This is a genomic window from Pseudomonas sp. WS 5010 (assembly GCF_012985565.1).
Lineage (GTDB): Bacteria > Pseudomonadota > Gammaproteobacteria > Pseudomonadales > Pseudomonadaceae > Aquipseudomonas.
On record NZ_JAAQWQ010000004.1, the window covers coordinates 522,801 to 546,071 of the forward strand.

Below are 23,271 nucleotides of genomic sequence, written 5' to 3' on the forward strand. Positions count from 1 at the left end.
AACAATTTCGATCAAGCATCAAGAGGACTACCAGCATGATTATTTACGGTGTGGCGTTTCTGGCCCTGTGTACCCTGGCGGGCCTGTTCGTCGGCGAGCTATTGGGCAAATGGATGGGCATCCCGGCCAACGTCGGCGGGGTGGGGATCGCGATGTTGCTGCTGATCGGCCTGGGCAGTTACCTCGCCAAGCGTGGCCTGTTTACCGGCAAATCCGAGCAGGGCGTGAGCTTCTGGGCGGCGGTGTACATTCCCATTGTGGTGGCCATGGCGGCCCAGCAAAACGTGTATGGCGCGATCAGTGGCGGCCCGATGGCGATCCTCGCCGGCACCAGCGCGGTGGTGGTGGCATTTGCCCTGGTGCCGGTGCTGGTGCGCATCGGCAAGCGTGAGCCGGAAGCGGTTGTCACTCCCAAGTCGGCAGGGTGAGCGCCATGTACGAATCCTTGATGAAAGTCATCACCGGCTACGGCCTGATCAGCGGTTTTGCGGTGATCGGCCTGACCATGTGGGTGTCCTACTGGATCAGCGACACCTTCACCAAAGGCCGCCTGCATGGTTCGGCCATCGCGATCCTGCTGGGGCTGGTGCTGTCCTATGTGGGTGGTGCGTTTACCGGCGGGGCCAAGGGCGTGGTGGATATCCCGTTGCTGTCGGGCATCGGCCTGCTGGGCGGGGCGATGCTGCGGGACTTTGCCATCGTGGCCACCGCGTTTGGGGTGAGCGTCGATGAGCTCAAGCGTGCTGGATATGTGGGGGTGCTGGCGTTGTTTGTCGGCGTTGGTTCGTCGTTTATCGCAGGCGTCGGAGTGGCCATGGCGTTTGGTTATACCGATGCGGTGAGCCTGACCACCATCGGCGCCGGGGCCGTGACCTACATCGTCGGGCCGGTGACCGGGGCGGCGATTGGCGCCAGTTCCGAGGTGATGGCGCTGTCCATCGCGGCGGGGTTGATCAAGGCCATTCTGGTGATGGTGATGACCCCGTTCGTCGCCCCGCTGATTGGCCTGAACAGCCCGCGCAGTGCGGTGATCTTCGGCGGGCTGATGGGCACCTCCAGCGGCGTGGCCGGTGGGTTGGCGGCGACTGATCCGAAGCTGGTGCCTTATGGCTGCCTGACGGCGGCGTTTTATACGGCGCTGGGGTGTTTGTTGGGACCTTCGTTGTTGTTTTTGATCATGCGCGGGTTGGTGGGCTGATCGACCCTTTGTAGGATCCGGCTTGCCGGCGATGGCTGCCTTGGATGTGTCGCAAGGCGAATGGCCTCATCGCCGGCAAGCCGGCTCCTACAGGGGCAGTGTTCAACGTTGCCGATTGGCATACATCCGACACTCCGCCAACAACGCCAGCAAGTTCGGATCGCGCTCCTTGGCCTTCAAGAACACCACGCCAATGTGCTGCTGCAACCGGTAGCGTGGTTGCAGCGGGATCAGCTTGACCCGGTTCTCATACACCGCCGCGATCCTTCCCGGCAGCAGCGCATAACCAACGCCCGAGCTGACCATGCTCAGCAGGGTAAAGATATCGTTGACCTGCATCGCCACCTTCGGCTCGAAGCCTGCCTGCTTGAACACCCGTGCGCCGTCCTGGTGGGTGGCGAAGCCTTGGGTCAGGGTGATGAAGGTGGCATCGCGCACCTGGGCCAGGTCGATTTCCTGTTCGCGGTCCAGGGGCGAGTCGGCGGGGGTGGCGAGGAAGATATCGTCGCAAAACAGCTGGATCTGCGCGCAGTCCGGCTCGACGGCCTGGTCGTCGAGGGAGATCAGGATCGCGTCGACTTCCATGTTCTTGAGCTTGTACATCAGGTCGACGTTGGAGCCCAGGATCAGGTCGATATTGAGCTCGCTACGCCTGATTTTCAGGCCCATGATCAGTTGCGGCACGGTCTTGACCGTCAGCGAATACAGAGCGCCGAGCTTGAAACGCTCGGCGGAGAAACCGGCGGCTTCGCGGGTCAGGCGCACGCTGTCGACCACATCCTGTACCAGCTTCTGCGCGCGTTCTTCGAGGACGTAGGCGCTTTCCAGGGGGGTGAGGTTGCGCCCTTCGTGCTTGAACAGCGGGCAGCGCAGGGCGTTTTCCAGGGAGTGGATGGCCCGGTGCACGCTGACATTGCTGGTCTGCAACTCGGCGGCGGCACGGGCCAGGTTGCCGGTGCGCATGAAGGCCAGGAAGATTTCCAGTTTCTTGAGGGTAAATTCTTCGTCGATCAGCATGGCGATGACTCTTATTCGAATGCGTTCGATTGTGCCCTTAAAGCGCCGCAACCGTCATAACGGTCTTGCACTCTCGCCTGTCAGGCCTGAGCCTTATGGGGTAGATGCAGCAGTTTTGGAGGTTGGCAACACATGTATCACGGAGAACGATTCAACGCCTGGAGCCATTTGCTCGGCGCCGTGGCAGCCTTTATCGGCGCGGTGTGGATGCTGGTGGTGGCGAGCATGGACGGCAGCCCGTGGAAGATCGTCAGCGTGGCGATCTACGGTTTTACCTTGCTGGTGCTGTATAGCGCCTCGACGGTGTATCACAGCGTGCGCGGGCGCAAGAAAGCGATCATGCAGAAGGTCGATCACTTTTCGATCTATCTGCTGATTGCCGGCAGCTACACCCCGTTTTGCCTGGTGACCCTGCACGGGCCGTGGGGCTGGACGCTGTTCGGGATTGTCTGGGGGCTGGCGGTGATCGGGATCTTGCAGGAGATCAAGCCGCGTTCCGAGGCGCGCATTTTGTCGATTGTGATTTACGCGGTGATGGGCTGGATTGTGTTGGTGGCGGTCAAGCCGTTGATTGCCGCGCTGGGCATGGACGGGTTTATCTGGCTGGCGTCGGGTGGGGTGTTGTACACGGTGGGGATTATCTTCTTTGCCCTGGAACACCGTTTAAGGCACTCCCACGGGATCTGGCATCTGTTTGTGATTGGCGGCAGCCTGCTGCATTTTGTGGCGATCATGCGCTACGTGCTCTGACGCACCTCTGTAGGAGCCGGCTTGCCGGCGATGGCGTCAGCAAGGTTGGCGCAAGACTTGATGGCCTCATCGCCGGCAAGCCGGCTCCTACAGGTTTAGAGGCGGTCTAGCTGCTCCTGGGCACGGCTGCCAAAGATCTCCAGCAGGCTCGCCAACATATGCGGCGGTGGCTCGTCGGCGCGGGTCAGGGCATACAGGGTGATGGGCAGCGGTGGGGCCAGGGGGCGGATGCAGGTGCTGTCGGTGGATGCGCCCAGCGCGGTGAAGGGGTCGATCACCGCCAGGCCGGCGCCGGACTCCACCATGGCCCGGGCCAGGGAGTAGGTCTGCACCGAGATCCGCACGCGCGGCGGTGGTTCGACCGCTTCCAGATAGCTGTCGAGCCGCGCCGACAGCGGGTCGGCACTCGACAGGCCAATCAACGGCGTGCCCGCCAGGGCCATCAAGGGCAGGGGTTTGCCCAGTTCCGCCGCCGGCCAGAAACCCCGTGGCGCCAGGGCCACCAATACGCCGTGGGCCAATGCCTGTGCCTTGAGCCCCGGATGGTCCGGGGACTTGAGGGTCAGCGCCACATCCATCTCGCGCATCAACAGGTTTTGCACCAGCTCGCGGCTGTGGGCGCTGGACAGTTCGCAGGCGATGTCCGGGTAGCGTTGGGTCCACTCGCCAATCGCCGGCGGCAGCAGTGACAAGGCCAGGGCCGGCGTGGCGCCAATGCGCAAGCTTTGGCCGGGTGCGCGCCGCAGGTTCTGCGCCAAGCGCCGCACGCCTTGCAGGCTTTCGCTGACCTTATCGACTTCGCGCTCCAGGGCCAGGGCTTCCGGGGTGGGCTGCAGCTTGCCGCGTATGCGCAGGAACAGCGGGAAGCCCAGTTGCAGCTCGGCATGTTGCAGCACCTTGGTCACCGCCGGTTGCGAGACATGCAGCAACTGCGCGGCGGCACTGACCGAGCCGGTCTGGCGGATGGCCTGGAAGATTTCGATATGACGCAAGCGCATGACGAGTCCATAACCTTTGTTTATAGGTGGCCCATCTTTATTCATTGTCCGGCGCCTGTCACCTGCCCCTACCCTTGGACGCTCATTACAACGCTTGGGAATCGATATGGCTGAGCAGGTTTGCATCATTGGCGGTGGGGTCATCGGTCTGGCGAGCGCCTATGCCCTGGTGCGCGCCGGCATGGACGTGACGGTGGTCGAAGCCCGCGACAGCCTGGGCAGCGAGACCAGCTTTGCCAATGGCGGCCAGTTGTCCTATCGCTACGTTGCGCCGCTGGCGGACAAAGGCGTGCCGTTGCAAGCCATTGGCTGGCTGCTGCGCGGTGACTCGCCGTTAAAGCTGCGCCCGCGCCTGGACCCGGCGCAATGGCGTTGGATGGCCTCATTCCTTGGTGCCTGCCGGGCTTCGGTCAACAAACGCAACGCCGGGCACTTGCTGCGCCTGGCCACTCTGAGCCAGGGCACCTTGCAGCAATGGCGCGAAGAAGACGGGCTGGACGGCTTCGACTGGAAACGTAACGGCAAGCTGGTGACATTTCGCAGCCATCACACCTTCGAGCACGCTCGCAACAAGGTGCTCGATTGCCTGCAACAGCAAGTGCTGTCGGCGGCCGATTGCACGCGGCTGGAGCCGACCCTGGGGGCCAGGGATTTTGTCGGGGGCATCTACACGCCTAATGAAGAAGTGGCGGATTGTCATGGCTTCTGCCAGCAGTTGGCGGCGCGCCTGCAAGCGTCGGGTCGTTGCCGGTTTGTGCTGGGGCGCAAGGTCACGGGCATCCGCCATGCCAACGGCACCGTGCAGGCGATTGAGTTAGGTGACGAGGTGATGCCGGTGCAGCACCTGGTGCTGGCGGCGGGAGTACGCAGCCCCGAGTTGGCCTTGCCGGGCATCGCATTGCCGCTGTATCCGCTCAAGGGCTACAGCCTTAGCGTGCCGATTGGCGCGCAGCACGCCGCGCCGAACATCAGCATCACCGACTATGACCGCAAGATCGTTTACGCGCGGATCGGCGAACAACTGCGGGTGGCGGCGATGGTCGATATCGTCGGCTTCGATAAGGGCCTTGAGCCCAAGCGCCTGGCCCTGATCAAGCGCCAGGCCAGTGAGACGTTCCCCTTGGCCGGCGATTACAGCCAGGCCATCGAATGGGCCGGCATGCGCCCGGCCACCCCCAGCGGCGTGCCGCTGATTGGCGCCAGCGTGTACCGCAACCTGTGGCTCAACCTCGGCCACGGCGCCCTGGGTTTCACCCTGGCCTGCGGCAGCGGCCAGGTGTTGGCCGAACTGATCGGCCAGCACACTCCTTCCATTGATATGCAGGGCCTCGCGCCCCGCGCCGCATAGGACAGCGCAATGACCATCACCCGGATCAACAGCAATAGTCGCTTGTCGGGCGCCGTGACTTTCCAGGACCTGGTCTTCCTTTCCGGCCAGGTTCCGGGCGACGGCCAGGACGTCAGTACCCAGACCCACGAGGTGCTGGCCAAGATTGATGCGCTGCTGGCCGAAGCCGGCAGCGACAAGGATCATCTGCTCAACGCGACTATCTACCTGAAAAACATTCAGGAGGGTTTTGCGCCGATGAATGATGTCTGGTGCGCCTGGCTCACGCCCGGCCAGGCACCGACCCGTACCACCCTGCAGGCGGAACTGGCACGCCCCAGTGTGCTGGTGGAAATCAGCGTCATCGCTGTACGCCGCCCATAACAAGAAAACCAACGGAGAATAACAATGCAAAAAATCACGTTGATCGGCACGGCCCTCGGGCTGTTACTGGCGGCCCAGGCCCAGGCCAATGAAGCGCCGCTGGTGGGCACCCTGGCCAAGGTCGCGAATGCCAAGAGCATCACCCTGGGCTATCGCGATGCGTCGGTGCCGTTTTCCTATGTCGGCGACCACACCGGCAAACCCATGGGTTACTCGGTGGACCTGGCGAGCAAGATTGTCGAGCGCATCCAACAGAAGATCGGCGTGCCCCAGCTCAACGTGAAGTACAACCTGGTCACCTCCCAGACCCGTATTCCGTTGGTGATCAACGGCACCGTCGACCTGGAGTGCGGCTCCACCGGGGTGACGGCCGAGCGGCAGAAGCAGGTGGCGTTTTCCTACGGCTTTATCTACGTCAAGGGCCAGTTGCTCACCGCCAACGACAGCGGTATCCAGCGCTTCGCCGACCTGCGCGGCAAGAACGTGGTGACCACTGCCGGCACCACCAACGAGCGGTTCCTCAAGAGCTACAACCACGAGCACAAGCTGGATATGTCGGTGATCAGCGCCAAGGATCACGGCGAGGCGTTCCAGATGTTGCAATCGGGCCGGGCCGTGGCGTTCTACATGGACGATGCGTTGCTCTACGGCGAGCGCGCCAAGGCCAAGGACCCGCACAAGTGGGTGGTGGTGGGCGAGGAGCAGTCGCGGGAAATCTACAGCTGCATGGTGCGTAAGGACGACCCGCAGTTTCTGGCGGTGGTCAACGAAACGTTGGGCGAGCTGTACAGCTCGGGGGAAATCAACGGGATCTACCAGCGCTGGTTTGAACAGCCGATCCCGCCGAAGGGCTTGAACCTGGAGTTCCCCATGACCAGCGAGCTGAAGGCGATCATTGCCAAGCCGGTGAGTGATCCGGTGGAATAAAACACCCGGCCTGTAGGAGTCGGCTTGCCGGCGATGAGGCCCGCAAGTCTTGCGCAGGCCTTGATGCCGCCATCGCAGGCAAGCCAGCTCCTACAGTTTGATTGGGTTTGCAACGTGGGGTTAGAAGTCGCCCCATAGCTGTTGTGCGACGGCCAGCGCAACTACGGGCGCCGTCTCGGTGCGCAACACCCGCGGCCCCAGCCGTGCGGCGTGGAAGCCAACGCCTTGCGCGGTCTGGACTTCACCATCGGTCAAGCCACCCTCCGGCCCGATCAAAAACGCCAGGCTCGATGGCTTGGCATGGCTCACCAGCGGCTCGGCCACCGGGTGCAGCACCAGCTTCAAATCTGCCTCGGCCTGTTTCAACCAATCGGCCAGCAACAGCGGTGGGTGAATCACCGGCACCGTAGAGCGGCCGCATTGCTCACAGGCGCTGATTGCGACCTGGCGCCAGTGCAGCAGGCGTTTGTCGGCACGTTCGTCCTTGAGGCGCACTTCGCAGCGCTCGCTGAAGATCGGCGTGATGGCATTGACCCCAAGCTCGGTGGCTTTCTGGATGGCCCAGTCCATGCGCTCGCCACGGGACAGGCCCTGGCCCAGATGAATGTGCAGTGGCGACTCGACCTGGCCGGCGAAGGCTTCGGTCAGTTGCACCGTCACGCGTTTTTTCCCGACTTCCAGCAGGCTGCCGCGAAATTCCTGGCCAGAGCCGTCGAACAGTTGCACGGCATCGCCTTCGTTCATGCGCAGCACGCGGCTGATGTAGTGCGCCTGGGCTTCGGGCAATTCGTGGTCGCCAAGGCTTAGCGGGGTATCGGTGAAAAAACGCGACAGTCTCATTTCTGTTCTCTGCAAATAATGTGTGTGTTGCTATGCAGCGGGAGCGACGGCGTACTGTAGGAGCCGGCGTGCCGGCGATGGAGGTCAACGATAACGAGGGGGCCTGGATGAACGCGGCGCTCTCACGTTTTTCGCCGGCAAGCCGGCTCCTACAGGGGGCTGAGGGTTAGCCGGGGTCGCGAAAGCCTGGGTGGAAGTCCTTGGGCACGGCCACGCTGACTTTGCTGTTGGTGGCGATATCAATGCCTTCAGTGGCCACTTCGGCGAGGAAGTCGATCTGCTCCGGGGTAATCACATACGGCGGCAGGAAATACACCACGCTGCCTAGCGGGCGCAGCAGCGCGCCGCGTTCCAGGGCATGCTCGAACACTTTCAGGCCGCGCCGTTCCTGCCAGGGGTAGGCGGTCTTGGTAGCCTTGTCCTGCACCATCTCGATGGCCAGCACCATGCCGGTCTGGCGCACTTCCGAGACATGGGGGTGGTCTACCAGGTGCGCGGTGGCGGTGGCCATGCGCTGGGCCAGGGCCTTGTTGTTCTCGATGACGTTGTCTTCTTCGAAGATATCCAGGGTCGCCAGGGCTGCCGCACAGGCCAGCGGGTTGCCGGTGTAGCTGTGGGAGTGCAGGAAGGCGCGCAGGGTCGGATAGTCGTCGTAGAAGGCGCTGTACACATCTTCGGTGGTGACCACGGCGGCCAGGGGCAGGTAGCCGCCGGTCAGGGCCTTGGACAGGCACAGGAAATCCGGGCGGATGCCCGCCTGCTCACAGGCAAACATGCTGCCGGTACGGCCGAAGCCCACGGCGATTTCATCGTGGATCAGGTGCACGCCATACCGGTCGCAGGCTTCGCGCAGCAGCTTGAGGTACACCGGGTGGTACATGCGCATGCCACCGGCGCCCTGGATCAGTGGTTCGACGATCACGGCGGCGACGCTGTCGTGGTTGTCCGCCAGGGTCTGTTCCATGGCCTGGAACATGGTGCGCGAGTGTTCTTCCCAGCTCATGCCTGCGGGGCGCAGGTAGCAGTCCGGGCTTGGCACCTTGATGGTGTCCAGCAGCAGCGCCTTGTAGGTCTCGGTGAACAGCGGCACATCACCGACCGACATCGCGGCGATGGTTTCGCCGTGGTAGCTGTTGGTCAGGGTGACAAAGCGCTTTTTGTTCGGCTGGCCGCGGTTGAGCCAATAGTGAAAGCTCATCTTCAGCGCGACTTCGATGCACGACGAGCCATTGTCGGCGTAGAAGCAGCGGGTCAGGCCTTCGGGGGTGATCTTGACCAGGCGCTCGGACAGCTCGATCACCGGCTGGTGGCTGAAGCCGGCGAGGATCACGTGCTCCAGTTGGTCCACCTGATCCTTGATGCGCTGGTTGATACGCGGGTTGGCGTGGCCGAATACGTTGACCCACCACGAGCTGACGGCATCGAGGTAGCGCTTGCCTTCGAAGTCTTCCAGCCATACGCCTTCACCGCGCTTGATCGGCACCAGCGGCAGTTGCTGGTGGTCTTTCATCTGGGTGCAGGGATGCCACAGCACCGCAAGATCGCGTTGCATCCACTGGTTGTTCAAGCCCATCTTTTAGTCTCCTCGAAGCGCTGCCGTGACCCGCGCAGGCAAAACAATCGCGCAAGCCTATGCAATGGTGGGCTGTGTCACAACCCATGAACGGTGAATTGGCAGTAAATGCAGGACGGTCTGTCACGTTTGTGCTCAATAGTCCTTAATCCCTAGTTAATTTACTGTTCATAGGCTCAACATCGGATAAATCGATATTTCAAAGCGAAATTTTCGGCTTTATATCGATAGGTAACACGCTAGTCTTGGACACGGCTCTTACAGGATTTGGGGAATGCAACTACGAAACACATCGGCCCGCTACGGCTGGGTCAGCATTGTTATCCACTGGAGTGTGGCCCTGGTGGTGTTTGGCCTGTTCGCGCTGGGCCTGTGGATGGTCGGCCTCGACTACTACAGCCTATGGCGCAAAGATGCACCGGACTTGCACAAAAGCATTGGTATTACGTTGTTTGCGGTGATGTTGGTGCGCATTGTCTGGCGCCTGCTCAGCCCACCACCGCCGCCACTGGCCAGCTATAGCCGCATGACCCGGATCGGCGCGGCGTTTGGCCACGCGTTCCTGTATCTCGGGCTGTTTGCCGTGATGATTGCCGGCTACCTGATTTCCACCGCAGACGGTGTCGGGATCCCGGTGTTTGGCCTGTTTGAAATTCCTGCCGTGGTTTCCGGTCTACCGGACCAGGCAGACGTAGCCGGGCTGGTGCATTTGTACCTGGCCTGGGTACTGGTGGTGTTTGCCGGCCTGCATGGCGTGGCCGCGTTGAAGCACCACTTCATTGATCGTGACGCGACCCTGGTTCGTATGCTGGGGCGCAAAGCCTGATGTTCAACCTCGACTCACAAGGAATAGAAAGCATGTTGAAAAAGACTCTCGCCGCTCTGGCAATTGGTTCTGCTCTGCTGTCTGCTGGTCAGGTGATGGCTGCTGATTACAAGATCGACAAGGAAGGGCAGCACGCCTTCATCGATTGGAAAATCAGCCACCTGGGCTACAGCTACATCCACGGTACCTTCAAGGACTGGGATGGTACGTTCAGCTGGGATGCCGCCAAGCCTGAAGCGAGCAAAATCGCCGTCGACGTGAAAACCGCCAGCCTGTGGTCCAACCACGCTGAACGTGACAAGCACATCGCCAGCAAGGACTTCCTGGACGTTGGCAAGTTCGCCGATGCCAAGTTCGTTTCGACCGCAGTTAAACCAACCGGCGAAAAAACTGCTGACGTGACCGGCGACCTGACCTTCCATGGTGTGACCAAGCCTGTGACCTTCAAGGCCACGTTCAACGGTGAAGGCAAGGATCCGTGGGGCGGCGAACGTGCTGGCTTCAACGCCAAGACTACGCTGAACCTGAATGACTTCGGCATCAAAGGCCCAGGCCCGACTTCCCAGACCGTGGACCTGGACATCTCGCTGGAAGGTGTCAAAGCGAAGTAAATTCGCAGGCTGCATAAAAAACGGGATCGTGAGATCCGGTTTTTTTAGCCTGGAATACGGTCAATGTAGGAGCTGGCTTGCCTGCGATAGCGGCAGGTCAGCCACCTGCGATGCAGGCTGAAATTCCGTCATCGCAGGCAAGCCAGCTCCCACAGTTGATCGATGTCGAGTCCAAAAAAATGCCCCGGATCTTTCGATTCGGGGCATTTTTATGGCGCTTTGAAAATCAGCGGTTGCGGGTCAGCAACGCTGGTTTTTCACCACGAGGGCGGCCTGGCAGTTGATCCAACTGCTCAGGTGTCGGGAAGCGATCGCTTTTCGACTCCTTGTGGATGATCTTCGGCGTGGTGCCGCTGCGCGGGTTCTGCACGGCAGGTTCCGAGGCGCGTGGCTGCTCATCACGCGCAGGGCGGCGGTTGCGCGACTCTTCGCGACGGGCCTGGCCGTCACGCGGAGCGCCGTTGCGCGGACCATTGCGCTTGGCCGGTGGGGTGCCGGTGGTGGCGCCGGTGCTGCTGCGCGGACCGTTCTGGCGACCCTGCGGCTGGCCGCCGGTGCGCGGAGCACCTGCACCAGCGCCCGGTGCCGGGGCACCTGGGCGGCGACCACGGCCCTGGGCCGGCTTGGCCTGGGGTACGTAGTCGACGCGGTTGCCGAAGTTATCCACGTCGTCGTCGAGGAACTCGTCCGGTGCGCGGTCGGCTGCGGCGCGTGGCGGCTGGCTCGGCTGGCGCTGTTCGCGGGCCGGGGTGCCTTCACGGGGCTTTTGCTCACGGGCTGGGCGTTCGCCACGGCCGTTGGTAGGCGCCTTGTCCTTGCCACCCTTGTCCTTGCCTTTGTCGCGACGACCACCGCCACCACCGCCGCCGTTCGGGCCATCGCCCTTGGGACCACGTGGGTTGCGCGGGTTACGCACATCCGGACGCTCGCGCACTTCCGGTTTTTCGGCTTCCACGGTGCTGGCATCGAAGCCCATCAGGTCGCCGTCGGCGATTTTCTGCTTGGTCATGCGCTCGATGCTTTTCAGCAGTTTCTCTTCATCCGGGGCGACCAGGGAAATGGCCTCGCCCGAACGACCGGCACGGCCAGTACGGCCGATACGGTGCACGTAGTCTTCATCGACGTTTGGCAGCTCGAAGTTGACCACGTGCGGCAGTTGGTCGATATCCAGGCCGCGGGCGGCGATATCGGTGGCCACCAGGATCCGTACGGAGCCGGCCTTGAAGTCGGCCAGGGCCTTGGTCCGCGCGTTCTGGCTCTTGTTGCCGTGGATGGCGACGGCGGTGAGGCCGTGCTTGTCCAGGTACTCGGCCAGGCGGTTGGCGCCGTGCTTGGTGCGGGTGAACACCAGCACCTGTTCCCAGGCGCCAGCGGTGATCAGGTGGGCCAGCAGCGAGCGCTTGTGGCTGGCCGGCAAGCGGAATACCCGTTGCTCGATACGCTCGACCGTGGTGTTGGGCGGCGTGACCTCGATGCGCTCGGGGTTGTGCAGCAGCTTGCCGGCGAGGGCGGTGATGTCGTTGGAGAACGTTGCCGAGAACAGCAGGTTCTGACGCTTGGCCGGCAGGCGCGCGAGGACTTTCTTCACGTCATGGACAAAGCCCATGTCGAGCATACGGTCGGCTTCGTCCAGCACGAGGATTTCCACGTGGGACAGATCGACGCTGCCTTGGCCGCACAGGTCGAGCAAACGACCAGGGCAGGCGACCAGCACGTCAACCCCGCGGGACATGGCCTGAACCTGTGGGTTCATGCCGACGCCGCCGAAGATGCAGGCGCTGACGAACTTCAGGTCGCGAGCGTACAGCTTGAAGCTGTCATGCACTTGTGCGGCGAGTTCGCGGGTAGGGGTCAGGACCAGTACGCGGGGTTGGCGCGGGCCGTGACGCTGGGATTTGTCCGGGTGACCGTTGGGGAACAACCGCTCCAGAATCGGGAGGGCGAAGCCGCCGGTTTTACCAGTACCTGTCTGAGCCGCGACCATCAGGTCGCGACCTTGCAACACGGCGGGAATAGCCCGCTGTTGCACCGGAGTAGGCTCGGTATAGCCCGCTGCCTCGATGGCGCGGACTAAAGCCTCGGAGAGACCGAGGGAAGCAAAGGACATGAGTAATCCTGTTTGTAGTTAGGGCTTGGCCCAAAGGGATAATCTTGCCGGGCGCGAATGGCGTTTAGAGGAACGCAACCCCGTCCGGTCCTGCTGGGGCTGGCAGGCACTCCAATGGCTCGCGCGGGCTGCAAAGCTGCGCAGTAGCGGGGTTGGATGCCTGTGATACGACCACAGCGGCCGGGCGTAAGCCTGGCGGAAAGGCCGGAGTATAACAGAGCAATCACTGCGCGCTGCTTTCCTGCTGCTCAACGGTGTCGTCCAGCAGCGGCGACGGGGCTATCTGGGTCCCGGCGCCGGCATATTTGGCACTCAGGGCCGCGTAGGCGGGCTCTTGCTTGAAACGTTTGAGCTCGGCACCAAAACGCTGGACCAGCAGGTCCATGCCCGCGCCACGGCGTACGGCGAGGAATTGTTTCTGGCTGCTGATCACCGGCGGCGCCTGGGTGACCTGGTGCTCCAGGCCCAATTCCTTGAGCACATGCTGGCCGACCCGGCGGTCGGTGATCACCAGATCGATCCGGCCACGGGCCAATTTGCCGAAGTTAGCCTCATGGCTGGGGGCCGGTTCGCGGGTAAACAGCGTGGATTCGCTGAACCCGGCGCTATACAGGTAACCGGGGGAGGTGCCGATGGTCAGCCCTTTGAGCTCATCCAGGGTCTGGAACGGATGCGGGCGCTGGTTGGCGTAGAACATCACAAACTCAACCTGGGACAACGGTTCGCTGGGGTAAAGCAGCGCCGCGTCGCGTTCGTGGCTGTGGAAAATATCCAGCGCGCCGTCGGCCAGGCCTTGGTCGAGCATGGCCAGGCAGCGTTTCCAGGGCAGGAACTGCCACTGCACCTCGATCCCCAGGCGCTGGAACACGATGACGGTAGTCTCGTAGTCGAGCCCGCGCATCTGGCCGTTTTCTTCGTAGACGTAAGGTGCCCAGGGCTCGGTGACAATGCGCAGTTTCTCGCCGTGGGCGGTCAGGCTCAGGCAAGTGAAAAGAACAGCGCTCAACAGCTGGAGAATGACGGGCATACCCTGAGGTTACGACTGTCTCAGGTTAAAGAGAAGCTCTGGATCGGGGATCTTCAGGCGGCAAACCTGAACTTTTATTGTGCCGCCGAGCCGGGAAGGAATCCTGGCCGGCGGTACAAAGGGGGCAGCCTCAGCGTGGCAGCTTGAGGTTGTTCCAGATCGCCAGGCTCGGGTCAGCCTGGTTCAGGGTGTAGAAGTGCAGCCCCGGTGCGCCACCTTGCAGCAAGGTTTCGCACATTTCACTGATGACCTGCTCGCCGAAGGCCTGGATGCTCTTGACGTCATCGCCGTAGGCTTCCAGCTGCTTGCGTACCCAGCGTGGGATTTCTGCACCGCAGGCGTCAGAGAAGCGCGCCAGCTTGCTGTAGTTGGTGATCGGCATGATGCCCGGCACGATCGGGATGTTCACGCCCAGGGCCTGCACGCGCTCGACGAAGTAGAAGTAGCTGTCGGCGTTGAAGAAGTACTGGGTGATCGCACTGTTGGCGCCGGCATTGGCCTTGCGCACGAAGTTGTTGAGATCGTCTTCGAAGTTGCGCGCTTGCGGGTGCATTTCCGGATAAGCAGCCACTTCGATATGGAAGTGATCACCGGTTTCTTCACGGATGAAGCTCACCAGGTCATTGGCGTAGCGCAGCTCGCCGCTGGCCATGCCCATGCCGGACGGCAGGTCACCGCGCAGGGCGACGATACGCTTGATGCCGGCGGCCTTGTATTGGGTCAGCAGGCCGCGCAGGTCGTCCTTGCTGTCGCCCACGCACGACAGGTGCGGCGCGGCAGGCACCTTGGCCTCGCTTTCCAGCTGCAGCACGGTGTTGATCGTACGATCACGGGTCGAGCCGCCTGCGCCGTAGGTGCAGGAGAAGAAATCGGGGTTGTAGCTGGCCAACTGCTTGGCAGTCGCCATCAACTTTTCATGCCCAGCATCGGTCTTGGTCGGGAAGAACTCGAAGCTGTAGCGACGGTCTTGGGACATGGTAATACCCTTGAAAACTCATAAAACCGGAAGACATACACCGTCAATGTGGGAGCGGGCTTGCTCGCGAAAGCGGTGTGCCAGTCGTTACTGCTTCGACTGACACTGCGCATTCGCGAGCAAGCCCGCTCCCACACAAGCCCGCTCCAGCAGGGAGAGAGCCGGTTACTTAGTAGCGGTAGGCGTGCGGCTTGAACGGGCCTTCGACGGTCACTCCGATGTAGTCGGCCTGGGTCTTGGTCAGTTGCGTCACGACGCCGCCGAAGCCGCGGACCATTTCCAGGGCCACTTCTTCGTCGAGTTTCTTCGGCAGTACTTCCACGGTCAGGCGCTCGGCTTTCTGGGCTGGCGACAGGTCGGCGTACTTCTGGCCGAACAGGAAGATCTGCGCCAGTACCTGGTTGGCGAACGAGCCATCCATGATGCGGCTTGGGTGGCCAGTGGCGTTGCCCAGGTTAACCAGGCGGCCTTCGGCCAGCAGGATCAGGTAGTCATCGTTCTGTGGGTCGAAATCACCACTGCCTGTACGGTGAACCTTGTGTACCTGAGGCTTGACCTCTTCCCATGCCCAGTTCTTGCGCATGAAAGCGGTGTCGATTTCGTTGTCGAAGTGCCCGATGTTGCACACCACGGCGCGCTTTTTCAGGGCCTTGAGCATGTTCGCATCGCAGACGTTGACGTTACCGGTGGTGGTCACGATCAGGTCGATCTTGCCCAGCAGGGCCTTGTCGATGCTGGCTTCGGTGCCGTCGTTCTGGCCGTCAATGAACGGCGAGACCACTTCGAAACCGTCCATGCAGGCTTGCATGGCGCAGATCGGGTCGACTTCGGAGACCTTGACGATCATGCCTTCCTGGCGCAGGGACTGGGACGAACCCTTGCCCACGTCACCGTAGCCGATCACCAGGGCTTGCTTGCCCGACAGCAGGTGGTCGGTGCCGCGCTTGATCGCATCGTTGAGGCTGTGACGGCAGCCGTACTTGTTGTCGTTCTTGCTCTTGGTCACCGAGTCGTTGACGTTGATGGCCGGGATTTTCAGCTCGCCCTTGGCCAGCATGTCCAGCAGGCGGTGTACGCCGGTGGTGGTCTCTTCGGTCACGCCGTGGACGCGGTCGAGAATCTGCGGGTACTTCTTGTGCAGCAGCTCGGTCAGGTCGCCGCCGTCGTCGAGGATCATGTTGGCATCCCAAGGCGCGCCATCTTTCAGGATGGTTTGCTCCAGGCACCACTCGTACTCTTCTTCGGTCTCGCCTTTCCAGGCGAAGACAGGGATGCCGGCAGCGGCGATGGCAGCAGCGGCCTGGTCCTGGGTCGAGAAGATGTTGCAGGACGACCAGCGCACTTCGGCACCCAGGGCAACCAGGGTTTCGATCAGCACGGCAGTCTGGATGGTCATGTGGATGCAGCCGAGAATCTTCGCGCCCTTGAGCGGCTGCTCAGCGGCGTACTTGCGGCGCAGGCCCATCAGGGCAGGCATTTCGGATTCGGCGATAAAGGTTTCGCGACGGCCCCAGGCAGCGAGGGACATATCGGCGACTTTGTAGTCGGTAAAACCTGCAGGCGTGATTACAGCGCTCATGAAGAGCCTCCATTCGTAGTGTGCGAATGGGCGCCGTTGTGCGTTTAGTATCCAGCCAGGACAACCCGGCTGGGCAACGCCCCATCCGAGCCTGACAGGCCACGGCCTGCTGCAGCGCCCCTCGGACAGGTGGCGGGAGAACGGTATCAATCACAGATGACCGTTTTGAAACGGTGGCGATTATAGCCGCCTGCGCCTGACTTCCCAAGCCTTTCTGTCGGGGTCATGAAGATCGCTCATGACACTGATAGGCAATGGCTCATAGAGCTTGGGCCGGCGCTCTGCCATGATGTTGGCCATCATTTCGCAAGACGCTTTGGAGTGAACATGAACTTCCACACCCGCAAATGGGTAAAACCCGAAGACCTCAACCCCAACGGCACCCTGTTCGGTGGCAGCCTGCTGCGCTGGATCGACGAAGAAGCGGCGATCTACGCCATCGTTCAACTGGGCAACCAGCGCGTGGTGACCAAGTACATTTCCGAGATCAATTTTGTCAGCGCCTCGCGCCAGGGCGACATCATCGAACTGGGCATCACCGCCACCGAGTTTGGCCGCACCTCCATCACCCTGACCTGTGAAGTGCGCAACAAGATCACGCGCAAGAGCATCCTCACCGTAGAAAAAATGGTCTTCGTCAACCTCGGCGAAGACGGCCTGCCGGCACCCCATGGTCGTACCGAGATCAAGTACGTCAAAGACCAGTTCCAGGACGACAGCGAGTAACCCTCCGTATAAGCAAGTGGCCATTGAACGCTGGTGATGACTGGCAGGTCGTACCTGAACATCGTCACCCAACGTTCAGGTACGCCCATGGCCACGCAAAAAGACGGCAAGACTCCCAACCTGTCGCAGGAAGAACAGCAGGATGTGGACAAGAACCAGCCACCCCGGGCGGCGGTGCTGCATGAAATCATCCGCACCCAGGGCGACCAGGAGCTGGAGCGCAGCGTAGCGGCGCTGTGGTGGTCGGCGCTGGCCGCCGGCCTGACCATGGGCCTGTCATTGATGGCCATGGGGCTGCTCAACTCACGCCTGCCCGACGGCGAAGGCTTCAAGGTGATTGCCAGCTTTGGCTACTGCGCAGGCTTCCTTGCAGTGATCCTCGCGCGCCAGCAACTGTTCACCGAAAACACCCTGACCGCCGTGCTGCCGGTGATGAGCAAGCCGACCCTGGGCAATGCCGGGCGCCTGTTGCGGCTGTGGACGGTGGTGCTGGTGGGCAACCTCTGCGGCACCTTGCTGGTGGCTTATGTGATGCTGCACCTGCCGATCTTCGACACCAAGACCGACCAGGCCTTCCTCGAAATCGGGCGCAAGATCATGGAAAACGATACGGGCCAGATGTTCGCCAAGGGCATCGTCTCCGGCTGGATGATCGCCACCATGGTGTGGATGATCCCGTCCATGGAAAGCGCCAAGATGTGGATCATTATCCTGATCACCTACCTGATGGCCTTGGGCGACTTCACCCACATCGTCGTCGGTTCGGCGGAAGTGTCCTACCTGGTATTTGCCGGCGAGCTACCGTGGAAGGACTTCTGGCTGGTATTTGCCGGGCCGACCCTGGCGGGCAATATCATCGGCGGCAGCTTTATCTTTGCGTTGATCAGCCATGCGCAGATTCGCAGCGAAGGCAGCCTGCCGGGCAAAAAGGCGGCGGACCCGAGGCATCCGCAGCGGATCGACAAGGATCAGTGAGGCCAGTGTGTGCCAGCGCGGTATTTGGTATATGTATGTGCTGACACATCACGAATCACTTACAGGAGGTTCCATTGCTTGCGACAGTCTTGGTACTGATAGCGGCACTGTTGCATGCGACGTGGAACACCTTGATCAAATTCAGCGGCGAACGCCTGTTGGTGATCGCCTGCATGGACAGCGTTGCGCTGCTGTTTGTGCTATTGGCGGTAGGATTTGTGTCGCTGCCGCCCTTGGAAATCTGGCCGTGGATCATCGCCTCGGCGCTGTTCGAGTTGCTCTACCGCTACCTGCTGATCCAGGCCTACCGCGTCGGTGACCTGGGGTTGGTGTATCCGCTGATGCGCGGCTTATCGCCGCTGGTGGTGCTGGCGTTGACCCTGGTGTTTGCCGGGGAGGTACTCAGTACCCAGCAGATTGTCGGCATCCTGCTGATCCCGCTCGGCATGTTGTGCCTGTTGTGGCATGGCGGTGGTGGGGATCGGTTGCCGTGGTCGATGTTGCCGGTGGTGGCGCTGATCGGCCTGTGCATCGGCTGCTATACCTTCCTCGATGGTCAGGCGCTGCGGCGCTGGTCGCACCCATTGGACTACCTGGTCTGGGTGACCCTGCTCAGCGCCTGGCCGTTTCCATTGTTGGCCATGGTGCGCAAGCGTGCGGCGTTCAGCCTGTTCTGGCGCACACAATGGCGGTTGGGGCTGAGCGTGGGATTGTGCGTGTTGTTGAGCTACGCTCTGGTGCTTTGGGCCATGCAGTTGGGCTCGATTGCCGAGGCCGCCGCGCTGCGGGAAGTCAGCGTGATCCTGGTGGTGTTGTTCGGCATGCGTTACCTGAAAGAACCTTTCGGCCGCTCCCGGCTCTTAGCCTGTGGGTTGGTACTGATCGGCATGCTCGTGATGAAACTCTAACCAGCGGATAAAACTAAAAAAGGAATGAGTGATGACTGTCGCTTTCTGGTGTGTGTTGATCGCAATTTTTCTGCCTTACCTGTGTACCGGCGTGGCCAAGTTCAGTGGTGGCAAGTTCGGCCCCCGGCAGAACCATGACCCCCGGGCCTTCCTCGAAACCCTCGAAGGCTTCGCCAAGCGCGCCCATAGTGCACAGCTCAACAGCTTCGAAGTGACCCCGGCGTTTGCCGCTGCGGTGATCATTGCCCACCTGGCCGGCAACGCGGAACTGGTGACCATCAACGTACTGGCGGTGCTGTTTATCACCAGCCGCCTGCTGTACATCATCTGCTACCTGGCGGACTGGGCGATCTTGCGTTCGCTGGTGTGGTTCGTGGGCATGGCGTTGATTGCGAGTTTCTTCTTCGTCTCGATCTAAGGCACGCAGCCAGCCCTTGTGGGAGCTGGCTTGCCAGCGATGACGCCAGCACGTGCACCCGCGATGTCGGATTTCAAACCGCCATCGCCGGCCAGCCGGTTCCTACAAAGGCGCATCCGGCACTTGAGGCAGCGCCGTACCCTTGGGCCACAACATCCAGATCTGGCCCTGCTGCTTCATGTTCCCGGCCAACTCGCCCGCCGCATCACCGGTGCCCCAGAACAGGTCCGCACGTACCTCGCCGACAATCGCGCCGCCGGTATCCTGGGCCGCTACCGGCCGTACGACCGGCGCGCCATCGGGGCGGGTGGTCGACAGCCACAACAGGCTGCCCAGCGGGATGACCTTGCGGTCCACGGCCACGCTGTAGCCGGCGGTCAGCGGCACATTCAGCGAGCCGCGCGGGCCTTCATTGCTGTCGGGGCGGGTGCTGAAGAAGACGTAGCTGGGGTTGCTCGCCAACAGTTCCGGGATCCGCTCAGGATGGGCCTTGGCCCAGGCACTGATCGCGCCCATGCTCACTTCGTCTTTCTTCAACTCGCCTTGCTCCACCAGCCAGCGGCCGATAGGGCGATACGGGAAGCCGTTCTGGTCGGCATAGCCCACGCGCAACTGACGACCGTCAGCCAGCTGGATGCGGCCAGAACCCTGGATTTGCAGAAATTGCAGGTCCATCGGGTGGGTCAGCCAGGCAATAGGCTTGGCACTGGAGCCTTGCTGGTTGATGGTGCCGGCATCGTCATAGGGCTTGAGTACCCGGCCTTCCAGGCGCCCGCGCAGGCGTTTGCCCTTGAGTTCGGGGTAGATGCTTTCCAGGTTGACGATGATCAGGTCGTCCGGCACCCCAAACACCGGCACGTGGGCGGTCTTGGTTTCGGTGAGGCTGCCCGGGTAGACCGGTTCGTAATAGCCGGTGATCAGGCCATTGGGCGTGTTGTCCGCCGAGCGCAAGCCATAGACGTCCAACTGCTGCTTGAGGAAGCCACGGATATCCCCGGCATTGCCCGGCACATTGACCGCTGCAGCGCAGGTGGCGCCCCACACCGGATCGTTCTTCAGGCGTTGGCAGGCACTACGCCAGGATTCGAAGCCAGCTTGCAGGTCGCTGTCCGAAACCACCGGCAGGTCTTCCCAGGTGGCACTGACGTAGGTCGCCACAGCATGGGGTTTTTCTGGCTCAGGTTTGGGTGCCGGAGCGTTGCCGCCGTCGCATCCGGCGAGTAGTGCGATCATCGGCAGAGCCCATGCCAGCCGGCGGCTCCAGGGGTTAAACAGGTTATTCATGCAAGTAATTCCCAAGGCGATTGCCTGCGCAGGGTGCGGCGCAAGCATCCATATTATTAATAGGGCTATTGGTCTTTGCGGGCGGGGCGAGGATACTGGCCGCCGTTTCCCGTAACCCTGAGCCACCATGACTTTTAAAAAACTGACTGTTGTATTGCTGGCCTGCCTGACGCTGACCGCTTGCGGTGGCGTTGACCCGAACTCGCCATTGGGCCAGCGCAAGGCCATCTTCAAGCAGATGCTCAAGACGGGCGAAGACCTGGGCGGCATGCTGCGTGGCCGCATCCCGTTCGACGGGGCCAAATTTGCCGAAGGTGCGGTCAAGCTTGACGCTTTGTCCCATGAGCCGTGGAAGCACTTTCCAACGGTGCGCGAAGAAGATCACACCAGCGCCAAGGACGACGTATGGCAAAAACAGGCCCAGTTCCAGGAACTGGCGCGCAACCTTGAGGCGGCCACCGGTGAATTGGTGATCGCCAGCCAGGTGCAGCCTTACAAAGCCAGTGACCTGAAGCCTGCGGTGCAGAAAGTCGAAGATGCCTGCAGCGCCTGTCATAAGCAGTTTCGCGACCATTGAGGCTCGATTGGCTGCGCCTTACTTGTCCAGGTCGTCGAGAGCTTGCTGCAGCTCTTTGCGCGATTCGGCGAGCTTGTCCTTACGCTTGTTGATCTTCTCGGAGTCGCCCTTTTTCATGGCCTTGTCGAGGTCGGCCTGACGGCGGCTGACTTCGTGCTTGGCGTCCAGCACCTTGTTCTCGCGTTCCTTTTTCAGGGAGGCATCGGTGCAGTGGGTGGTGACTTCGCTCAAGGCTTTTTCCAGGCCGGCTTGTTGCTCACTGTTGCCGTGGGCCTTGGCTTGTTCGATCTGCAGGCTGATGGCCTGGCGCTTGGCGGCGCAACCGGTCAGTTGCGGGGCTGTCTCGGCAGCCAGCAATGGCGTGGCGAGGAAGCTGGTAACGGTCAACAGGGCAAGCGGTGCAAGAAATTTCATGGAAACTCCAAAGTAAACAGATCGTTGTCAGGTGGGCAGGATGATTTCTGCTGGCACCGATTAAATTGGCGGGTCGGGACTAAAAGCCATCTATCCCGGCAGCCCGCAGTGTTTCACTCATAGCCACCACCTGGGGGTCGCGAAAAAAGGCGCTCAATTGCGCCGCGCGCCCCGGGCCGATTCCTGCTTCGGCCTGCCAGGCTTGAGTGTCTCGCGCAGCCAGGGCATGCCAGCCGCCCGCCAGGTTATTGCGGGCGGTAGGTGGAACCCCAAGCGCCATCAGCCATTGCGCGAACGGTCGCTGGCGCGCCACTTGCAGGCTCGCAAGCAGGCGCGCACTGCTGCGGTCGCCGAATCCGTCAATGGTAGCAAGCTCTGTCTCATCAAGGTTCAACCAATCCACCAAACCACTGATTTGCCCGGCCTGGATCAAGCCATTCCAGGTCTCGCGGCCAATGTGTGGCAGGTCCAGCCCTTGCTTGCCGCTGAGCCAGGTCAGCCGGGCCAGCAGTTGCTCCTCGCAGGCCGGGGCCAATTGCCAGCAGCTCAGGTGATGGAAATTGCTGGCTACCGGCACCGCGACATCGACCCGTGGATAGCTGCGCAGGATGACCTGGTCGAGCCTTGGGATCACTTGGCCGGCGAGGCTGATGGACACCTGGTCGCCTGGGCGGATATCCAATTCCTGCCAGCGCTTCAAGGAGCCGATGCTGACGCGTTTGATCTGACGGTCGTCGAGCAGCACCGGGTCCAGTTCCAGGATCGGAGTGATACGGCCGGTGCGGCCGATTTTGAACTGCACATGGCGAACATGGGCCAGGGCTTTGATGACCGGGTATTTCCAGGCAACAGCCCAATACGGCGTACTGGCCTGCCAGCGTTCGGCCGGGGCGCGCTGGCTGTGGTGCAGCACCACGCCATCAGTGGCGAAGGGCAATGGATGTTCATGCCAGAAAGTTCGCCAGTGCCGTGCCTGTTCGAAGGTGTCGATGGGCTGGCTGTAACGCTGGCTATCGCCAAAACCCCAGCGTTCGAGGCTGTCCAACTGCTGCTTGAGGTCCGCCGGCCCATGGGGCCAGGCCCAGACAAACAGGCCGATACCTGCGGCGTCGGCGTCACTCAGGTGTTGGCGGTTCATCAGCCCGGAGACTTTACTGCGGGCATTCATGCCGCCCGTCTCCCCTTGTATGTGGGCGCCCAGGCGCCAATACAGCTCGCCCTGCAAGAGCAGGTCGATGGCCTCGGGCAGCTGTTGCACGATGCCTGGAATGTTGCGGGCCGAGGCGGTCCAGTCCTGGCCGAACAGGCCGTCGCCGCGGCTGATGACCTGGACCAGGCGCCCTGCGCGATAGACCAGGGTCACCGCCACACCATCGACCTTGGGTTGTACCCACAGGTCGCGGCGTGTGCTGATCCAGTCTGCCACGGCGCGGTCGTTGACCAGCTTCTCAAGGCCTGTATGCGCGACTGGGTGGGCAACAGTGCCGCGCGCGCTGGACAGGGGGTTGTCGGCAGATGACGGTGCCTGTGCGAAGCAACCCCGCCATTGCTCCAGGCGTATGCGGGCCTGATCGTAGAGCTCGTCGCTGATCAGGGATTGGCCGAGCCGATGGTAACTGTCATCCCACAGGCCGATTTGCCGTTGCAGAGCGGTTATTTCGTCCTGGGCCTTGTTCAGTGGCCAGTCCGGGCAGCCCTGCGCCCAGGCGATGAGAGGGAAGAGCATCAACAGCAGGTAGGTCAGCAGGCGTGGCGGCATCATGAGCATCCTTGCTCTGAAGGGGGGGCCAGCCTAAAGCAGGCAGACGCCCATAAAAAAGCCCCGCAGG

24 protein-coding genes and 1 riboswitch are annotated in these 23,271 nt (G+C 61.8%); of the genes, 13 read left to right on the forward strand and 11 right to left on the reverse strand.

Annotation, left to right across the window (positions count from 1 at the left end; translation table 11 throughout):
- Positions 1–35 precede the first annotated feature (35 nt).
- Both madL and madM read left to right on the forward strand, forming a co-directional pair.
- The gene (gene madL / locus HBO11_RS15595) at positions 36–428 is read left to right on the forward strand and encodes a malonate transporter subunit MadL (RefSeq protein WP_169953580.1); all 393 of its coding nucleotides are present in this window, start codon (positions 36–38) and stop codon (positions 426–428) included.
- 5 nt (positions 429–433) lie between these two features.
- A complete protein-coding gene (gene madM, locus HBO11_RS15600; RefSeq protein ID WP_169953582.1) occupies positions 434–1,198 on the forward strand; it encodes a malonate transporter subunit MadM in 765 nt (254 codons plus the stop codon).
- 102 nt (positions 1,199–1,300) lie between these two features.
- On the opposite strand, the gene HBO11_RS15605 is transcribed toward madM, so the two are convergent.
- The gene (locus HBO11_RS15605) at positions 1,301–2,215 is read right to left on the reverse strand and encodes a LysR substrate-binding domain-containing protein (protein WP_169953584.1); all 915 of its coding nucleotides are present in this window, start codon (positions 2,213–2,215) and stop codon (positions 1,301–1,303) included.
- Between the two features lie 132 nt (positions 2,216–2,347).
- Here HBO11_RS15605 and HBO11_RS15610 point away from each other — a divergent pair, with 132 nt between their 5' ends.
- Positions 2,348–2,965, forward strand: coding sequence for a hemolysin III family protein (locus HBO11_RS15610; protein WP_057440355.1), 618 nt, complete (start codon positions 2,348–2,350; stop codon positions 2,963–2,965).
- 95 nt (positions 2,966–3,060) lie between these two features.
- Here HBO11_RS15610 and HBO11_RS15615 read toward each other — a convergent pair whose 3' ends face one another.
- Positions 3,061–3,963, reverse strand: a complete 903-nt coding sequence (locus HBO11_RS15615) for a LysR substrate-binding domain-containing protein (protein WP_169953586.1) — start codon at positions 3,961–3,963, stop codon at positions 3,061–3,063.
- 106 nt (positions 3,964–4,069) lie between these two features.
- On the opposite strand from HBO11_RS15615, the gene HBO11_RS15620 reads away from it, so the two are divergent.
- Genes HBO11_RS15620 through HBO11_RS15630 form a run of 3 tightly spaced genes read left to right on the forward strand, consistent with a single transcriptional unit; the run spans position 4,070 to position 6,601 of the window.
- On the forward strand, positions 4,070–5,311 hold the full coding sequence (locus HBO11_RS15620) for a D-amino acid dehydrogenase (protein WP_169953588.1): 1,242 nt from the start codon (positions 4,070–4,072) through the stop codon (positions 5,309–5,311).
- A gap of 9 nt (positions 5,312–5,320) precedes the next feature.
- Positions 5,321–5,674, forward strand: a complete 354-nt coding sequence (locus tag HBO11_RS15625; protein WP_169953590.1) for a RidA family protein — start codon at positions 5,321–5,323, stop codon at positions 5,672–5,674.
- A 24-nt stretch (positions 5,675–5,698) separates the two neighbouring features.
- On the forward strand, positions 5,699–6,601 hold the full coding sequence (locus tag HBO11_RS15630; RefSeq protein ID WP_169953592.1) for a transporter substrate-binding domain-containing protein: 903 nt from the start codon (positions 5,699–5,701) through the stop codon (positions 6,599–6,601).
- Positions 6,602–6,721: 120 nt separating this feature from the next.
- Here the strand turns inward: HBO11_RS15630 and HBO11_RS15635 are convergent, their stop codons facing one another.
- Both HBO11_RS15635 and HBO11_RS15640 read right to left on the reverse strand, forming a co-directional pair.
- Entirely contained in the window at positions 6,722–7,441 is a 720-nt protein-coding gene (locus tag HBO11_RS15635) for a 16S rRNA (uracil(1498)-N(3))-methyltransferase (protein ID WP_169953594.1), read from the reverse strand.
- Between the two features lie 166 nt (positions 7,442–7,607).
- Positions 7,608–9,014 carry an adenosylmethionine--8-amino-7-oxononanoate transaminase gene (locus HBO11_RS15640; protein WP_169953596.1) on the reverse strand — a complete coding sequence of 469 codons (1,407 nt, stop codon included), beginning with the start codon at positions 9,012–9,014 and terminating at the stop codon, positions 7,608–7,610.
- Positions 9,015–9,288: 274 nt separating this feature from the next.
- Between HBO11_RS15640 and HBO11_RS15645 the strand changes: the two genes are divergently transcribed.
- Positions 9,289–9,840 (forward strand): cytochrome b, encoded by a 552-nt coding sequence (locus HBO11_RS15645; RefSeq protein WP_169953598.1) that lies wholly within the window; start codon positions 9,289–9,291, stop codon positions 9,838–9,840.
- Positions 9,841–9,872: 32 nt separating this feature from the next.
- On the forward strand, positions 9,873–10,451 hold the full coding sequence (locus HBO11_RS15650; RefSeq protein ID WP_169953600.1) for a YceI family protein: 579 nt from the start codon (positions 9,873–9,875) through the stop codon (positions 10,449–10,451).
- A gap of 226 nt (positions 10,452–10,677) precedes the next feature.
- On the opposite strand, the gene HBO11_RS15655 is transcribed toward HBO11_RS15650, so the two are convergent.
- The 4 genes from HBO11_RS15655 to ahcY all read right to left on the reverse strand — a co-directional run bounded on the left by HBO11_RS15655 (position 10,678) and on the right by ahcY (position 16,140).
- A complete protein-coding gene (locus HBO11_RS15655) occupies positions 10,678–12,558 on the reverse strand; it encodes a DEAD/DEAH box helicase (protein WP_169953602.1) in 1,881 nt (626 codons plus the stop codon).
- A 223-nt stretch (positions 12,559–12,781) separates the two neighbouring features.
- A complete protein-coding gene (locus tag HBO11_RS15660; RefSeq protein WP_169953604.1) occupies positions 12,782–13,585 on the reverse strand; it encodes a transporter substrate-binding domain-containing protein in 804 nt (267 codons plus the stop codon).
- 130 nt (positions 13,586–13,715) lie between these two features.
- Positions 13,716–14,561: a methylenetetrahydrofolate reductase [NAD(P)H] gene (gene metF, locus HBO11_RS15665; RefSeq protein WP_029297387.1), complete on the reverse strand. Its 846-nt coding sequence runs from the start codon at positions 14,559–14,561 to the stop codon at positions 13,716–13,718.
- 169 nt (positions 14,562–14,730) lie between these two features.
- Entirely contained in the window at positions 14,731–16,140 is a 1,410-nt protein-coding gene (gene ahcY, locus HBO11_RS15670) for an adenosylhomocysteinase (RefSeq protein ID WP_169953606.1), read from the reverse strand.
- 21 nt (positions 16,141–16,161) lie between these two features.
- Positions 16,162–16,269, reverse strand: a riboswitch (S-adenosyl-L-homocysteine riboswitch).
- 198 nt (positions 16,270–16,467) lie between these two features.
- Between ahcY and HBO11_RS15675 the strand changes: the two genes are divergently transcribed.
- From HBO11_RS15675 to HBO11_RS15690, 4 genes are all read left to right on the forward strand, one after another.
- Positions 16,468–16,866, forward strand: coding sequence for a hotdog domain-containing protein (locus tag HBO11_RS15675; RefSeq protein ID WP_029297383.1), 399 nt, complete (start codon positions 16,468–16,470; stop codon positions 16,864–16,866).
- Positions 16,867–16,953: 87 nt separating this feature from the next.
- Positions 16,954–17,841 (forward strand): formate/nitrite transporter family protein, encoded by an 888-nt coding sequence (locus HBO11_RS15680; RefSeq protein ID WP_169953842.1) that lies wholly within the window; start codon positions 16,954–16,956, stop codon positions 17,839–17,841.
- 74 nt (positions 17,842–17,915) lie between these two features.
- Complete coding sequence (locus HBO11_RS15685; RefSeq protein ID WP_169953608.1) at positions 17,916–18,749, forward strand: EamA family transporter; 834 nt, start codon at positions 17,916–17,918, stop codon at positions 18,747–18,749.
- Between the two features lie 31 nt (positions 18,750–18,780).
- Positions 18,781–19,167, forward strand: coding sequence for an MAPEG family protein (locus HBO11_RS15690; protein WP_057960859.1), 387 nt, complete (start codon positions 18,781–18,783; stop codon positions 19,165–19,167).
- A gap of 102 nt (positions 19,168–19,269) precedes the next feature.
- Here the strand turns inward: HBO11_RS15690 and HBO11_RS15695 are convergent, their stop codons facing one another.
- The gene (locus HBO11_RS15695) at positions 19,270–20,451 is read right to left on the reverse strand and encodes an MltA domain-containing protein (protein WP_169953610.1); all 1,182 of its coding nucleotides are present in this window, start codon (positions 20,449–20,451) and stop codon (positions 19,270–19,272) included.
- A 127-nt stretch (positions 20,452–20,578) separates the two neighbouring features.
- Here HBO11_RS15695 and HBO11_RS15700 point away from each other — a divergent pair, with 127 nt between their 5' ends.
- A complete protein-coding gene (locus HBO11_RS15700) occupies positions 20,579–21,028 on the forward strand; it encodes a cytochrome c (protein ID WP_169953612.1) in 450 nt (149 codons plus the stop codon).
- Positions 21,029–21,046: 18 nt separating this feature from the next.
- Here the strand turns inward: HBO11_RS15700 and HBO11_RS15705 are convergent, their stop codons facing one another.
- Together HBO11_RS15705 and ligB are read right to left on the reverse strand one after the other, a co-directional pair.
- A complete protein-coding gene (locus tag HBO11_RS15705) occupies positions 21,047–21,442 on the reverse strand; it encodes a DUF1090 domain-containing protein (protein WP_169953614.1) in 396 nt (131 codons plus the stop codon).
- 79 nt (positions 21,443–21,521) lie between these two features.
- Entirely contained in the window at positions 21,522–23,204 is a 1,683-nt protein-coding gene (gene ligB / locus HBO11_RS15710; protein WP_169953616.1) for an NAD-dependent DNA ligase LigB, read from the reverse strand.
- Between the last annotated feature and the right edge of the window lie 67 nt (positions 23,205–23,271).

Bases quoted from the DNA above. Each gene is read 5' to 3' on its own strand.
- madL (WP_169953580.1), top strand. From the start codon at position 36: ATGATTATTTACGGTGTGGCGTTTCTGGCCCTGTGTACCCTGGCGGGC.
- madM (WP_169953582.1), top strand. From the start codon at position 434: ATGTACGAATCCTTGATGAAAGTCATCACCGGCTACGGCCTGATCAGC.
- HBO11_RS15605 (WP_169953584.1), bottom strand. From the start codon at position 2,215: ATGCTGATCGACGAAGAATTTACCCTCAAGAAACTGGAAATCTTCCTG.
- HBO11_RS15610 (WP_057440355.1), top strand. From the start codon at position 2,348: ATGTATCACGGAGAACGATTCAACGCCTGGAGCCATTTGCTCGGCGCC.
- HBO11_RS15615 (WP_169953586.1), bottom strand. From the start codon at position 3,963: ATGCGCTTGCGTCATATCGAAATCTTCCAGGCCATCCGCCAGACCGGC.
- HBO11_RS15620 (WP_169953588.1), top strand. From the start codon at position 4,070: ATGGCTGAGCAGGTTTGCATCATTGGCGGTGGGGTCATCGGTCTGGCG.
- HBO11_RS15625 (WP_169953590.1), top strand. From the start codon at position 5,321: ATGACCATCACCCGGATCAACAGCAATAGTCGCTTGTCGGGCGCCGTG.
- HBO11_RS15630 (WP_169953592.1), top strand. From the start codon at position 5,699: ATGCAAAAAATCACGTTGATCGGCACGGCCCTCGGGCTGTTACTGGCG.
- HBO11_RS15635 (WP_169953594.1), bottom strand. From the start codon at position 7,441: ATGAGACTGTCGCGTTTTTTCACCGATACCCCGCTAAGCCTTGGCGAC.
- HBO11_RS15640 (WP_169953596.1), bottom strand. From the start codon at position 9,014: ATGGGCTTGAACAACCAGTGGATGCAACGCGATCTTGCGGTGCTGTGG.
- HBO11_RS15645 (WP_169953598.1), top strand. From the start codon at position 9,289: ATGCAACTACGAAACACATCGGCCCGCTACGGCTGGGTCAGCATTGTT.
- HBO11_RS15650 (WP_169953600.1), top strand. From the start codon at position 9,873: ATGTTGAAAAAGACTCTCGCCGCTCTGGCAATTGGTTCTGCTCTGCTG.
- HBO11_RS15655 (WP_169953602.1), bottom strand. From the start codon at position 12,558: ATGTCCTTTGCTTCCCTCGGTCTCTCCGAGGCTTTAGTCCGCGCCATC.
- HBO11_RS15660 (WP_169953604.1), bottom strand. From the start codon at position 13,585: ATGCCCGTCATTCTCCAGCTGTTGAGCGCTGTTCTTTTCACTTGCCTG.
- metF (WP_029297387.1), bottom strand. From the start codon at position 14,561: ATGTCCCAAGACCGTCGCTACAGCTTCGAGTTCTTCCCGACCAAGACC.
- ahcY (WP_169953606.1), bottom strand. From the start codon at position 16,140: ATGAGCGCTGTAATCACGCCTGCAGGTTTTACCGACTACAAAGTCGCC.
- HBO11_RS15675 (WP_029297383.1), top strand. From the start codon at position 16,468: ATGAACTTCCACACCCGCAAATGGGTAAAACCCGAAGACCTCAACCCC.
- HBO11_RS15680 (WP_169953842.1), top strand. From the start codon at position 16,954: ATGGCCACGCAAAAAGACGGCAAGACTCCCAACCTGTCGCAGGAAGAA.
- HBO11_RS15690 (WP_057960859.1), top strand. From the start codon at position 18,781: ATGACTGTCGCTTTCTGGTGTGTGTTGATCGCAATTTTTCTGCCTTAC.
- HBO11_RS15695 (WP_169953610.1), bottom strand. From the start codon at position 20,451: ATGAATAACCTGTTTAACCCCTGGAGCCGCCGGCTGGCATGGGCTCTG.
- HBO11_RS15700 (WP_169953612.1), top strand. From the start codon at position 20,579: ATGACTTTTAAAAAACTGACTGTTGTATTGCTGGCCTGCCTGACGCTG.
- HBO11_RS15705 (WP_169953614.1), bottom strand. From the start codon at position 21,442: ATGAAATTTCTTGCACCGCTTGCCCTGTTGACCGTTACCAGCTTCCTC.
- ligB (WP_169953616.1), bottom strand. From the start codon at position 23,204: ATGATGCCGCCACGCCTGCTGACCTACCTGCTGTTGATGCTCTTCCCT.